This is a genomic window from Brenneria corticis, from assembly GCF_003115855.1.
Classification (GTDB): domain Bacteria; phylum Pseudomonadota; class Gammaproteobacteria; order Enterobacterales; family Enterobacteriaceae; genus Brenneria; species Brenneria corticis.
The window spans coordinates 102,286-115,249 of record NZ_KZ819085.1 but is presented as its reverse complement, the minus strand read 5'-3'; the positions used below and the strand labels follow the sequence as shown (position 1 = coordinate 115,249).

13 protein-coding genes and 1 other RNA gene are annotated in these 12,964 nt (G+C 60.9%); 4 read left to right on the top strand and 10 right to left on the bottom strand.

Translation table 11 applies throughout. The features are described 5' to 3' along the window. Positions 1-30 precede the first annotated feature (30 nt). The 8 genes from DDT56_RS24625 to rsmI all read right to left on the bottom strand — a co-directional run bounded on the left by DDT56_RS24625 (position 31) and on the right by rsmI (position 7,620). Entirely contained in the window at positions 31-816 is a 786-nt protein-coding gene (locus tag DDT56_RS24625; RefSeq protein WP_136167538.1) for an ABC transporter ATP-binding protein, read from the bottom strand. After that, positions 813-1,799, bottom strand: coding sequence for an ABC transporter ATP-binding protein (locus DDT56_RS24620; RefSeq protein ID WP_136167537.1), 987 nt, complete (start codon positions 1,797-1,799; stop codon positions 813-815). Before DDT56_RS24620 ends, DDT56_RS24625 begins: the two co-directional genes overlap by 4 nt. Further along, the gene (locus DDT56_RS16550; RefSeq protein ID WP_136167536.1) at positions 1,796-2,617 is read right to left on the bottom strand and encodes an ABC transporter permease; all 822 of its coding nucleotides are present in this window, start codon (positions 2,615-2,617) and stop codon (positions 1,796-1,798) included. The genes DDT56_RS24620 and DDT56_RS16550 overlap by 4 nt, the downstream gene beginning before the upstream one ends. After that, positions 2,614-3,534: an ABC transporter permease gene (locus DDT56_RS16545; protein WP_136167535.1), complete on the bottom strand. Its 921-nt coding sequence runs from the start codon at positions 3,532-3,534 to the stop codon at positions 2,614-2,616. The genes DDT56_RS16550 and DDT56_RS16545 overlap by 4 nt, the downstream gene beginning before the upstream one ends. 4 nt (positions 3,535-3,538) lie before the next feature. Further along, the gene (locus DDT56_RS16540) at positions 3,539-5,077 is read right to left on the bottom strand and encodes an ABC transporter substrate-binding protein (protein WP_136167534.1); all 1,539 of its coding nucleotides are present in this window, start codon (positions 5,075-5,077) and stop codon (positions 3,539-3,541) included. Between the two features lie 268 nt (positions 5,078-5,345). Next, complete coding sequence (gene ygiD, locus DDT56_RS16535) at positions 5,346-6,137, bottom strand: 4,5-DOPA-extradiol-dioxygenase (protein ID WP_136167533.1); 792 nt, start codon at positions 6,135-6,137, stop codon at positions 5,346-5,348. Between the two features lie 208 nt (positions 6,138-6,345). Then, positions 6,346-6,724, bottom strand: an RNA gene (gene rnpB / locus DDT56_RS16530) — RNase P RNA component class A. Between the two features lie 32 nt (positions 6,725-6,756). Beyond that, on the bottom strand, positions 6,757-7,620 hold the full coding sequence (gene rsmI / locus DDT56_RS16525; RefSeq protein ID WP_136167532.1) for a 16S rRNA (cytidine(1402)-2'-O)-methyltransferase: 864 nt from the start codon (positions 7,618-7,620) through the stop codon (positions 6,757-6,759). Positions 7,621-7,681: 61 nt separating this feature from the next. On the opposite strand from rsmI, the gene DDT56_RS16520 reads away from it, so the two are divergent. From DDT56_RS16520 to dolP, 4 genes are all read left to right on the top strand, one after another. Continuing rightward, complete coding sequence (locus DDT56_RS16520; RefSeq protein WP_136167531.1) at positions 7,682-9,706, top strand: penicillin-binding protein activator; 2,025 nt, start codon at positions 7,682-7,684, stop codon at positions 9,704-9,706. Next, a complete protein-coding gene (locus DDT56_RS16515; RefSeq protein WP_210417043.1) occupies positions 9,703-10,059 on the top strand; it encodes a YraN family protein in 357 nt (118 codons plus the stop codon). The genes DDT56_RS16520 and DDT56_RS16515 overlap by 4 nt, the downstream gene beginning before the upstream one ends. A 122-nt stretch (positions 10,060-10,181) precedes the next feature. After that, positions 10,182-10,772 carry a DnaA initiator-associating protein DiaA gene (gene diaA, locus DDT56_RS16510; RefSeq protein WP_136167529.1) on the top strand — a complete coding sequence of 197 codons (591 nt, stop codon included), beginning with the start codon at positions 10,182-10,184 and terminating at the stop codon, positions 10,770-10,772. A gap of 10 nt (positions 10,773-10,782) precedes the next feature. Next, entirely contained in the window at positions 10,783-11,358 is a 576-nt protein-coding gene (dolP, locus tag DDT56_RS16505) for a division/outer membrane stress-associated lipid-binding lipoprotein (RefSeq protein WP_136167528.1), read from the top strand. Positions 11,359-11,558: 200 nt separating this feature from the next. On the opposite strand, the gene mtgA is transcribed toward dolP, so the two are convergent. Both mtgA and elbB read right to left on the bottom strand, forming a co-directional pair. Further along, the gene (gene mtgA, locus DDT56_RS16500; RefSeq protein ID WP_136167527.1) at positions 11,559-12,293 is read right to left on the bottom strand and encodes a monofunctional biosynthetic peptidoglycan transglycosylase; all 735 of its coding nucleotides are present in this window, start codon (positions 12,291-12,293) and stop codon (positions 11,559-11,561) included. Continuing rightward, the gene (gene elbB / locus DDT56_RS16495; protein ID WP_136167569.1) at positions 12,290-12,943 is read right to left on the bottom strand and encodes an isoprenoid biosynthesis glyoxalase ElbB; all 654 of its coding nucleotides are present in this window, start codon (positions 12,941-12,943) and stop codon (positions 12,290-12,292) included. The genes mtgA and elbB overlap by 4 nt, the downstream gene beginning before the upstream one ends. Positions 12,944-12,964: the final 21 nt, after the last annotated feature.

The following is a 12,964-nucleotide window of genomic DNA, read 5'->3' as shown; positions in this document are numbered from 1 at the left end:
CGTCGCCCGGTATTGAACGGCAATCCCGCTCTACCTCCCCGGCAGGTCAAGGATGGAACCGAACAGCTCGCGCGTATAGTCATGCGCGGGCCGGTCGAATATCTGCCGGGTCGTCCCGGACTCAACGATGCGCCCCGCCTGCATCACATGAATACGGCCGGCCATATGGCCGACCACGCCCAGATTGTGACTGACCAGCACGATGGCAAGATCGAGCTCGCGCCGTAGCGTCAGCAGCAGGTTGAGGATCTGCGCCTGTACCGAAACGTCCAGCGCCGACGTCGGTTCGTCGCAGATCAGCAGCCGCGGACGCGGCGCCAGCGCCCGCGCGATCGCCACGCGCTGACGTTGCCCGCCGGACAGCATACGCGGCAGGCTGTCGCGCACCCGAACGGGAAGCCCCACCATATCGAGCAGCCGGGCGATCTCGCCGTCGCCGGCGCCCGCGCCGTGCAGACGCAGCGGCAACGACAGGATCTGCGCCACCGTGTGGCTCGGATTAAGGGAACCGTAAGGATCCTGGAAAACCGGTTGCACCCAGCGCGCGAACTGGCGACGCGGCAGGTCCGCCACCGGCGCGCCCATCACCCGCACTTCACCGGCGCTGGGGCGATCCAGCCCCAGAAGCAGGCGGGCAAGGGTACTTTTGCCGGACCCCGATTCTCCGACAATGCCGACGATTTCGCCGGCCCGCACCTCCAGATCGACGCCATCCAGCGCCCGCAGCGGCGCGCCATGCCGCCACCAGCGTCCCGGCTGGTGATAGAAGCGCGATAAGCCCGCGGCCGTCAGCAACGCCGGTTGCAATACGCTCATGCGATAGACTCCTCGAACGGCGCATGACAGCGCCGCATGCGCCCGGCGTCCAGTCTCGTCAGTTGCGGACCCTCGACCCGGCAAATATCCGCCGCGTGCGGGCAGCGCGATGCAAATGCGCAGCCCGCCACCGGCTGTAGCAACGACGGTACCTGGCCGGGGATCGCCGTTAGCGGCCGACCGGCCTGATGCGCGCCGGGGGCCGGAATACAGTCGATCAGACCGCGGGTATAGGGATGACGGGGAGTACGCAGCACGTCCTCGACGGGGCCGGACTCCACAATCTGGCCCGCATACATGACCGACATATCGTCGGCATAATGGGCCACCACCCCCAGATCGTGCGTGATCAACAGCAGCGACAGGCCGAACTCCCGCTGTAAGTCGCTCAGCAAATCCAGGATCTGCTTTTGCACCGTAACGTCCAGCGCCGTCGTCGGTTCATCGGCGACGATCAGCGGCGGCTCGCACATCAGCGCCATGGCGATCAGCACCCGCTGGCGCTGCCCGCCCGACAGCTGGTGCGGATAGCGCCGCATGCTGCGCTGCGGATCGGGAATGCCGACGCGCTCCAGAAGAGACGCCGCCCGTTGGCGGGCGGCCTGCTTTCCGCCGCCGCGGTGACAGCGGAATACGCTGATCAGCTGGTCGCCAATGGTAAAGACCGGATTAAGCGCCGTCATGGGCTCCTGAAAAATCATCGCGATACGCGCGCCGCGCCACTCGTTCAGCCGACGCGCCGGCAAGGCGAGCATATCCTGCTGCTGGAACCGGACGGCGTCGGCCCGCATATCGGCGCCGGCCGGCAGCAGCCGCAGCAGGCTGAGCGCGGTGATGGATTTTCCACAGCCGCTCTCCCCCACCAGACAGTGCGTCCGGCCGCGCGCCACGTTCAGGCTGACGCCGCGTACCGCGTGCAGCCAGCCGCCCGCGGCGGGAAGACGCACGTGCAGATTTTCCACCGTCAGCAAAACCTCGCTCATCGTGCCCCTCCCGCCGAACGGGCGCTATCGCCGACCATATTGATCGCCAGCACCAGAATCCCCAGCGCCGCGCCAGGCAGCGCAATCAGCCACGGACTGAAAAACATAAAGGACTTGGCCTCAGCCAGCATCAGGCCCCAGGAAGGCAGCGGCGCGGGCACGCCAAGCCCCAGAAACGACAGCGTGGCCTCCACCAGCACGGCATGCGCCATCTCGACCGTAGAGATAACCAGCAGCGGGCCGCGCAGGTTGGGCAGAATTTCACGCAATAGCAGATAGGGCAGCGAACACCCCATGGCCCGCGCGGCCTGGACGTAATCCGCGCGGCGGATCTGTTGCGTCGCGCTGCGCACCACGACGGCGAAGTGATCCCACAGCAGCAGTCCCAGTACCAGCACCACCATGCTCAGGGAAGGCCCCGTCACCGAGACCAGGGCCAGCGCAACCAGCACCACCGGCATGCTCAGCCGCGTCGTTATCAGAAAGCCGATAACGTTGTCCCAGACGCCGCCGGCATAACCAGCGATCAGCCCCAGGGTAATGCCGATAAAACCGGACATCAGGGTGACGCAGAAACCGATCAGCAGCGAGATGCGCGCGCCGTAAACCAGCCGCGCCAGATAGTCGCGCCCCAGCTGATCCGTTCCCAGCGGATGGCCGGGCACGGATTTCTCATGCCACAGCGGCGGCGCCAGCCGGTTGCCCAGATCCTGCTCGAACGCATCATAGGTCAGCAGCCAGGGACCGGCCACGGCGACCGCCAACAGCAGCAGCAAAATCGTCCCGCCGACCCAGGCCCCCACAGGCAATCTGTTCATCGTTCGCCCCGAATCCGGGGGTCGAGCAGCGTATTAAGCACATCCCCCAGCAAGGTCAGCAGGATATAGATCATGGAAATCATAAGCACCACCGCCTGAATGACCGGCATATCGGAACGGATCATCGACTGCCACGCCAGATAGCCGATACCGTGCAGCGCGAAAATCGACTCGATGGCGACGGACCCGCCCAGCATGAAACCGAACTGCACCGCGCCCAGCGATACCACGGGCAGCAGGGCGTTGCGCAGCGCCTGCACGAACAGGATGTGGCGCACCGGCAGCCCCATCGCGCGCGCGGTGCGGATATAGTCCGACTCCAGCGCCTGAATCATGCCGGCGCGCGTCAGGCGAGTCAGCGCCGGTAGCGCGTAGGAGCTCAACGCCAGCGCGGGCAGTACGAAATGCGCCAGCGTATCGCTGCCCGAAATCGGCAGCCAGCGCAGGGATACGCCGAACAGCAGAATAAGCAGCAGCGCGACCCAGAAGCTCGGCACCGCCTGTCCCGCCGCGGCGATCAGCAGCACGGCGCGATCCAGCCAGCTATTGCGCCAGTGCGCCGCCGCCACCCCCAGCAACAGAGATCCCCCCAGCGCCAGCGCAATCGCCAGCACCGCCAGCAATGCGGTGGTGCCCACCCGGTCGGCGAGCATCTTCAGCACCGGTTCGCCGGTCAGGTAGGATACGCCCAGATCGCCGCTCAGCAGGCGCCCCAGATAAGCGGCGTACTGTACCGGCAGCGGGCGTTCAAGCCCGTAACGTTCGCGGATCTGACGCAGATCCTCTTCGGTCGGACTGTCGCCGGCCAGCCCGATGGCGGGATCGACCGCCACGTTCGACAGCACAAAACAGAGCAGCGACACCGTCAGCGCGACCAGCAGCGCCACGCCCATCCGGCGAATCAGCCAGAACGCCATAATGCTATTTCTCCGCGTCGCCCCACGAAAGCTCCTCGAAGCGCGGGAAACCATCCGGCGAAGGCTTATAGTTCAACCTCTTATCGGAAACATAGCCCACCACGATGGTATGCATCGGCACGATATACGCCCGTTCGGAAGCAAGACGGATCGCCCGGCCATAGGCGGCGATGCGCTCCGCCTCGTCGAGCGAGTTGTCCGCCGTTTTCAGGATGTCGCGGATTTCCGCATCGCGGAAACCATCCTGCGGCGTAAAGCTGTAGAACGCGCTAAGCGCCGCCGAGGCGTCCTGTATTCCCGCCGATCCCCAGTCGCCATACCAGAGATCGAGCTTCCCCTCGCGCCATTTACTGTAGCTGGCGCGCGACTGGAGAAACTCCAGCCGGGCATTGATGCCGACCGCGGCCAAATAGGCTTTCACCGCTTCGGCGCGCGGCTTGTCGCGGAAGGAGGAGAGGCTGACCTCGAATCCGTCAGGATAACCGGCCTCGGCCAGCAGCTGGCGCGCGCGCGCCGGATCGTAAGGATATTCCACCGCCTGATCCGCCGCGCAGCCGAACTGCAGCGGATGGCAGAACGTTTTCAGCAGTTGGCCGTCGCCGCCCAGCAGGGTCTCGACGATTTTGCGCCGGTCGATAGCGTGGTGGATAGCCTGCCGCACCCGCACGTCGGACAGCGGGCTTTTGCCTTCGCGCGCCCGCCCCCGGGCATCCAGGGTAATGGCGGCAATGGTCAGCGTGGAGCCGAACTGTGACTGTAAATGCGGAACCGCCGCCAGCTGTTTGATCTGATCGGTGGAGATATTCCAGGTCCAGTCTACGCCGCCGCCGATGGCTTCCGCGATGCGGGTCGCCTCGTCGGGGATGACGCGCACGGTGACGCGTTCCACCCTGGGCCGCGATTTGGCGCCGCTGAAATAGCGCTCATTACGCTCCAGCACATATTCATTCCCTCTGGAGGACGCCAGGCGGAACGGCCCGGTGCCGATCGGTTTTTTTCCGAACGCCTGCTGACCGACGCTTTCGTAATAGTTTTTGGGAAAAATAGATACCGAACCGCTTAAAAACTCCAGCGCCGCCGGGTAAGGCGCTTTGGAAACCACGCGTACGGTGAAATCGTCAACTTTTTCAGCGCGGGCGATCCACGACACCCAGCTCGGGGAGCGGGCGCCGGCCTCCGGTTGAATATAACGATTAATGGTAAACACCACGTCGTCGGCGCTGAACGGATCGCCATTGTGAAAAACGACGCCCTGGCGCAGCGTGAATTCCCAGGTCAGCGGGTCGATGCGCTTCCATGCCACGGCCAGCGACGGCTCGTAAGCGCCGTTCTTCAGGTTGCGTTCGATCAGCGTATCGAAAATATGACGCGAGGCCACCAGACCTTCCCGCGCCGTGCTTAGATAGGCATCGAAACCGGGCAGTTCTTCGGTCAGCGCGACCACCACGGAATTATCCCTGGGCGCGGACTGTGCGGGCGCCGCGGCGCCCAGCGCGACCAAAACGCCGGCCACCGCAACGCGGACAAAAGATGGTAAAAACATGGAATTTCCCCCTGGAAAAAATAGTAGGCCGCGTCCCGCAATCAATAATAAGTATGTGGGTGAGTTGCCGGCGGGACAGGGTCCAGTCTATCTAATACGGGGCATTCCATATCGTTTTTCTACAGACGTATTTCTGATTTGGTTATTTAAAAAACTCAATTTAAACGATTGTTTTAATCGTGCATAATCATAAATTTACTTCATGAGCCGCGGATTTTTACGCCGGGGTCGCATTTATCGCCGCCCCCCGGCGACAGATTGTCGGGCGCTATCCCACCTGCACCGACAGCATACTCAGCGACCCCATTTCAATGCCGTCGACCGGGATGCCGAGGGCCTCTTTGCCATCCCAGCTTCCCAGCACATACAGCAACGGCAGATAGTGATCCGGCGTCGGGTTGGACAATGCCGCGCCCTCATGCTGCATAAAGTTGATCAGCGGATGATGGTCTCCCTGATAGGTCAGGTTATCTCGTACAAACTGATTGAACGAAACCGCCCAGGGATAGGGCTCCGCTTCCCCGTCCCATTTGACCATCCGCAGGTTATGCACCACGTTGCCGCTGGCGACGATCATGACGCCCTCGTCACGCAGCGCCGCCAGTTTACGCCCCAGCTGGTAGTGATACCCGGCAGGCTGCGTGCCGTCGACGCTCAGCTGCACCACGGGGATATCCGCCTGCGGATACATTTTTATCAACACGCCCCAGGCGCCGTGGTCCAGCCCCCACTCGCCGCCGTCCGCCGCCACCGGGATCGGGATCGGCGCCAGCAGCCGTTGAATCTTTTCGGCCAGCTCGGGCGATCCGGGCGCCGGATACTGCGTATCGAACAACGCCTGGGGAAAACCGCCGAAATCATGGATGGTGCGGGGTTTTTCCATTGCCGTCACCGCCGTGCCGCGGGTATACCAGTGGGCGGAAACCGCCACGATAGCTTTGGGGCGGGGCAATGTTTCCCCTAACGCCTGCCATGCCTGGGTGTAGGGATTATTTTCCAACACGTTCATCGGGCTACCATGGCCGAGGAACAGTGCGGGCATCCGGGAAGTGTGGTTCATAAAAATATCCTTAGATTATCAACGTCGTGCCACAGCACGTTATGGGGCTACTTTACGCCCTTTGCGCGACGGAAAAAGTCGGATATCCGTGATGAAGAGCATCAATAAATTTGAAGAGAATAGAGACACATAAAAAAACGGCCAACGCGCTTAGATACACGTTGGCCGGCACAGGTAGCAACTCCGCCGCAGCGGAGTTTTACAAAATTAAGGGAGTTGACCGTTAAGCCGGGTTCTGTCGTGGACAGTCATTCATCTAGGCCAGCAATCGCTCACTGGCTCAAGCAGCCTACCCGGGTTCAGTACGGGCCGTACCATGTGAACCCCTATTTGGCCTTGCTCCGGGTGGAGTTTACCGTGCCGCGAACTGTTGCCAGCCGCGCGGTGCGCTCTTACCGCACCCTTTCACCCTTACCTGATCCCGCTTTCGCGGGCCATCGGCGGTTTGCTCTCTGTTGCACTTGTCGTAGGCTTGCGCCTCCCAGGCGTTACCTGGCACCCTGCCCTATGGAGCCCGGACTTTCCTCCCCTCCGCCTGTCTCCCCCGAAAGGGACGGCAACGAAGCGGCGACTGTCTGGTCAACTCCGGCGCGGATTGTATAGTGTTTTACTTTACCTGTCACCCTTGCTGCTGGTCGAGAGCGTACTTATACAGCGCATTCTTCTTTACGCCGTGGATTTCCGCGGCTAACGCGGCGGCCTTTTTCAACGGCAGCTCTTGTTGCAGCAGGGATAACGTACGCAACGCCTCGGCCGGCAGCGCCGCGCTATCCGCTTTATGGCCTTCCACTATCAGCACCATCTCGCCCTTGCGGCGATTCCCGTCTTCCTTCACCCAGGCTAGCAGTTCGCCTACCGGCGCGCCGTAAATGGATTCCCAGGTTTTGGTGATTTCGCGCGCCAGCACCACATAGCGCTGCGGCCCCAGCACGTCGCTCATGTCCTGCAAACTGTCCAATAAGCGGTGGGTCGACTCATAAAAAACCAGGGTCCTGGACTCTTCCAGCAGCCCGCGCAGCGTATCCGTCCGCGCCTTGGTTTTCGCCGGCAGAAAACCTTCATAGCAGAAGCGATCGGAAGGCAGCCCCGCGGCTGAAAGCGCGGTAATCGCCGCGCAGGCCCCCGGCAGCGGAACCACCCGGATCCCCGCTTCGCGACAGCGGCGCACCAGGTGATAACCGGGGTCGTTAATCAAGGGCGTTCCGGCGTCGGAGACCAGCGCAATGCTTTGCCCCGCCTGCAGCTTCGCCAATAGCGCTTCCGCTTTTTGCTGTTCGTTATGATCGTGTAATGCGAACAGCCGCGCATTAATGGCAAAATGTTGTAACAACAGGCCGGTATGACGGGTATCCTCTGCGGCAATCAGGTCGACACGCCGCAACACGCCGAGCGCGCGTTGGGTGATATCTCCCAGATTGCCAATCGGCGTGGGGACAATGTAAAGGGTGGATGCAGAAATATCTGCTTGTTGGTCTTGATTCATTGTTTCATCCGGGTTGCCGATTTAATATTGAGCATCTTTAAAAAAAATCATTGGATACAGTATGCTTTCCTTTCTTTTCGTCCGTACCCAGGCAGGGCGCATTATTCCCGTCCTGTTGGCGGCGCTGTTTCTTGCAGGCTGTCCGGGTCAGGCGCCGCAGAGCCCGCCCTCCGAAGTTCAAGGCAGGGCCGATGCTTCATCCGATTATTATCTGCAACAGATGCAGCAGAGCGGCGATAATAACAAGGCTGACTGGCAATTACTTGCTATTCGTGCCTTATTGCGCGAAGGCAAAGTACCGCAGGCCGACCAGCAGTTTAGCGCATTACCGGCCGCACTAAGCGCGTCTCAGCAGCAGGAACGGCAATTGCTGCGCGCGGAGCTGTCGGCGGCGCAAAACAATACGGACGGCGCGAATGCCGCCTTGAGCCAACTGGACGTCGACGCCCTCTCCGCCCAGCAACAGTTGCGCTACCATGAGGCGCAAATCAAGGCGAATCAGGGACGCCCGTCCATCACATTGCTGCGCGCCTATATCGCTCAGGAACCGCTGCTGCAGGGCGACGCCCATCAGACGAATCTCGATCAGACCTGGCTGGCGCTGGTGCAGATGACGCCGCAGGAGTCGGGTTCATTACTGATCAACGCCAATGAAAATATTTTGCAGGGCTGGATCGATCTGCTTAATACCTATCAGAACAACCGCCAGTCGACCGACCAGCTAAAAGCGGCGCTTCAGGACTGGCAAACCCGCTATCCGCGCCATCCGGCGGCCAAAACGCTGCCGACGCAGTTAAGTCAGGTAATTGATTTCCAGCAGCCGCCGGCCGGCAGCATCGCACTGCTGCTGCCGTTGAACGGTCAGGCGCAGGTATTCGCCAATGCTATCCAGCAAGGGTTTAACGCGGCTAAAAGCGGCCTGGCGACGCTGGCGCAAACCGCGCCGGCGGCGGCGGCGAGCGACGCCCAGCCAAACGCGGTCTCGGAGCAAAACACCGTTGCGGCGGCTGACGGCGTGGATGCACAAAGCGCTCAGGACGGCCAGCCGCCCGAGGCATACAGCAGCGACGTGAATGCCGTCGCCGCCGCGCAGCCTGCGCTTCCCAGTTCGCTGCCGGTAAAAGTGTATGACACCTCATCACAGCCGTTGGCTAACCTGTTGACCCAGGCGCAGCAGGACGGCGCGTCACTGGTTATCGGGCCGCTATTGAAAAACGAAGTGGAACAGCTGCCCGCCAGCCACTCGCCGTTGAATATTCTGGCGCTCAATCAGCCGGAACATGCGCAGAACAGTCCCAATATCTGCTATTTCGCCCTGGCGCCGGAAGATGAAGCCAGGGATGCCGCGAAGTTTATTCATCAGCAGGGCAAACAGCAGCCCTTGCTGCTGGTGCCGCGCGGCGCCCTCGGCGATCGCGTCGTCAACGCCTTCGCGCAAGCCTGGAGCCAGCAAGGCGGCGGCAGCCCGTTGCAGCAGCGTTTCGGCAGCGCTTTTGAACTAAAACAAGCCATCAACAGCGGCGCCGGCCTGAGCCTGAGCGGCCAGCCGGTCAATATAACGCCGCCGCAGGCGCCGTCGGGGGTTACCGTGGGCGGCCTGACCATTCCGGCGCAGATAGAGCCGACGGTGAATCCATCGGTAAGCGGCAATATTGACGCCGTTTATATCATTGCCACCCCCGATGAGCTGACATTGATCAAACCGATGATCGATATGCGCACCACATCGCGCTCGCGCCCGGCGCTGTACGCCAGCTCGCGCAGTTTCCAGGCCGGCAGCGGACCCGATTTCCGTCTGGAAATGGAAGGGTTGCAGTTCAGCGAAATCCCGCTGTTGGCGGGCGCCAATCCGGCGCTGATGCAGCAGGTAACCAGCCAGTTCAAAAATGATTATTCGCTGGTGCGCCTGTACGCCATGGGAATGGACGCCTGGACCCTATCCAGCCGGTTCGCCGAAATGCGCCGGATCCCCGGTCACCAGGTGTCCGGCGCCACAGGCGTGCTGAGCTCGACGTCCGACTGCGTGATTAACCGGCAAATGACCTGGCTGCAATACCGTCAGGGACAGTTGGTGCCGGCATCCTGAACCGGCGCGCGACGGGCGCGGATTATGAACGGCAGGCCCGGCGCTACCTTGAAGGCGCCGGCCTGACCTTCGCCGCCGCCAATGTAACGTTGCGCGGCGGCGAGCTGGATTTAATCATGCGCGATGGGCAAACCTGGGTATTTGTGGAAGTGCGCTACCGGCGCAACGCCGACTTCGGCGGCGCGGCGGCCAGCGTGACCCGGCAGAAACAGCGGCGCCTGCTCCACGCCGCCGCCGTCTGGCTGGCGCAGCGGGGAGCGAGCTTTGATACGGTGGACTGCCGTTTCGACGTGCTCGCCATCACCGGCGATCGGTTTACCTGGATACCCAACGCCTTTAACGCGCAGGGATGATACATTGCGGAGCCGACGCCGCGCGATCCCGGCGACAGACCGCGAATATTGCAGGACCAGGCTATCGAGCGGCTGCCTGGGTTGTTTATTAATGGACGCTAATTAAAGTAGGTTAACTCAACGTGCTGGATAGAATAAAAGTTTGTTTTACCGAGAGTATTCAAACGCAGATCGCTGCTGCGGAAGCCTTACCGGACGCCATCTCCCGCGGCGCGGTGGCGCTGGTGCAGAGCCTGCTGAACGGCAATAAAATTCTGTGTTGCGGCAACGGAACCTCAGCCGCCAATTCCCAGCATTTTGCCGCCAGCATGATTAATCGCTTCGAGGCTGAACGCCCCAGCCTGCCGGCTATCGCACTTAATGCCGATAACGTGGTCTTAACTGCGATCGCCAACGATCGGCTGCATGAGGAAATCTACGCCAAGCAGGTGCGGGCGCTGGGACAAACCGGCGACGTATTGCTGGCGATATCAACGCGCGGAAATAGCCGTGACATAGTAAAAGCGGTGGAAGCGGCGGTAACCAGAGATATGACCATTGTAGCGCTGACCGGCTACGATGGCGGCGAGTTGGCCGGGCTGCTCGGTCCACAGGATGTGGAGATCCGCATTCCTTCACACCGCAGCGCCCGTATTCAGGAAATGCACATGCTGACGGTTAACTGCCTGTGCGATTTAATTGATAACACACTTTTCCCACACCAGAACGATTAAGGAGCACTACATGAGGATAAGTTCTGCATTTGCCGTGCTGTCTATCGCCCTCTTATTACAAGGCTGCGTCGGCGCGGTAGTTGTCGGCAGCGCCGCGGTCGCCACCAAAAGCGCCACCGATCCCCGTACGGTGGGGACGCAGGTCGACGACGGTACGCTGGAAATCCGCGTAACCAATGCGCTGAGCAAAGATGCGCAATTGAAGAAAGACGCGCGCATTATCGCCACCGCTTATCAGGGGAAAGTGCTGCTGACCGGGCAATCTCCCAACTCGGAAATCGCCAACCGTGCGAAACAGATCGCGCTTGGCGTGGAAGGCGCAGCCGAAGTTTATAATGAAATACGCCAGGGCACCCCGGTCTCGCTGGGCACCGCGTCAATGGATACCTGGATCACCACCAAGGTGCGTTCGCAGATCCTGGCGAGCGACACGGTTAAATCCTCCAACGTGAAAGTCACCACCGAAAATGGCGAAGTGTTCCTGCTCGGCCTGGTTACCCAGCGCGAAGGCGCGTCGGCGGCGGAGATCGCCAGCAAGGTCAGCGGCGTGAAACACGTCACCACCGCCTTTACTTATCTGCAATAAGATCTGACCGCTGATGGAAACATCAGCGGTATCAGGCGGCAGCTCATCCCGCGTTGTGCAGCCGGGAGGGCGGTAAAAAAGCATAGGGCGGGCCGATTTCATCAGCCGCGCTGATTGTTGGCGCGCTTGCCCACCATAGCAGGGTAAGCGCTGGCAAATAGCCCAACCGCATGTTTATCTCCTCCGCGCCGGGAACCTGCTCAGCGTAGTCCGTTGACGCGCAAAAACGCTTCGCCGCCTATCTGGCTCATCTGGCGTAAAATCCACTGCTGACGTTGCACCACGTACCCGGACGGCGCGTTCACTCGAAAACGGATGGGATTGGGCAACACCGCCGCCAGCAAAGCCGCTTCGCTGGCCGTCAGCCTGCTGGCGGGCTTGTTGAAATAACGCCTCGCGGCGGCTTCCACGCCAAAAATACCGGGGCCGAGCTCGGCAATATTGAGATAGACCGTCAGGATCCGCCGTTTGCTCCACACCAGTTCAACCCCGGTGGTGATCCCGGCTTCGAGCGCTTTGCGCAGCCAGCTGCGGCCGTCCCACAGAAACAGATTTTTCACCGTCTGCTGCGAGAGCGTGGAGGCCCCGCGGATCCGTTGCGTATTACGCTCGTTATGTTTCAGCGCCGAGCTGATGGCCTCAAGATCAAGCCCCCAGTGCTGAGGGAAGCGCTGATCTTCGGCGGCGATCACCGCCAGCGCCATCACCGGGGCGATCTCATCCATGGCGACCCAGTCCGAATGCGCCACGTAGGTAAAATCGCCGCTCAGCCAGGCGCTGATCTGACGCTCCGCCATCACCGCGGAAAACGGAACCGGCAGAAAAGAAAACAGCACGATCCCCGCCAGCCAGCAACCCGCCACGGCCAGCAGGGCGCGTACGACCAGGCGTTTAATACCGCTCAGCAGCCCGCGGCGGCGTCGGCTCGAGCTCATTCAATAAAATCCAGGACGCGTTCCACCAGCTTATCAATCCCTTTTGCCGCTTCACTGATGGAGCCGGCCAGCATGTAGGCGGGCGTGGTGATAATTTTGCGCTCGGCGTCCACCACGATATCATCGACCGGGCAAACCACGTGAATCCCCCCCATTTCTTCAATAGTTTCAGCAACATCAATATCATTGCCGATAGTAATTCTAACCGCTTCTCCCAACAACTTCGGCAGCAGTGCGGGGCTGATGCAAATAAAACCAATTGGTTTGTTTTGCTTATAAATTGCTTGTGTGAGTAATTTCAGATTTTCATCAATCCGGCATGCCGAACCCTGGGTGGCGAAGTCGCTTAAATTTTTAGCCGAGCCAAAACCGCCGGGCACGATCAACGCATCCAGTTGTTGCGCATCCGCCTCCGAAAGCGGCTGGATTTTCCCTCGGGCGATGCGCGCCGATTCAGCTAAAACGTTGCGATTCTCATTGGTTACGTCACCTGTCAGATGATTAACCACATGGAATTGCGGTTTATCCGGCGCAAAGCAAACCGCTTGCGCTCCCGCCCTGTCCAACGCCAGCAGCGTCAGCACGGCCTCATGAATCTCCGAACCGTCGTAAACACCGCACCCGCTCAGGACAACACCGACTCTTTTCATCATCTTTCCCCCATTTCATTA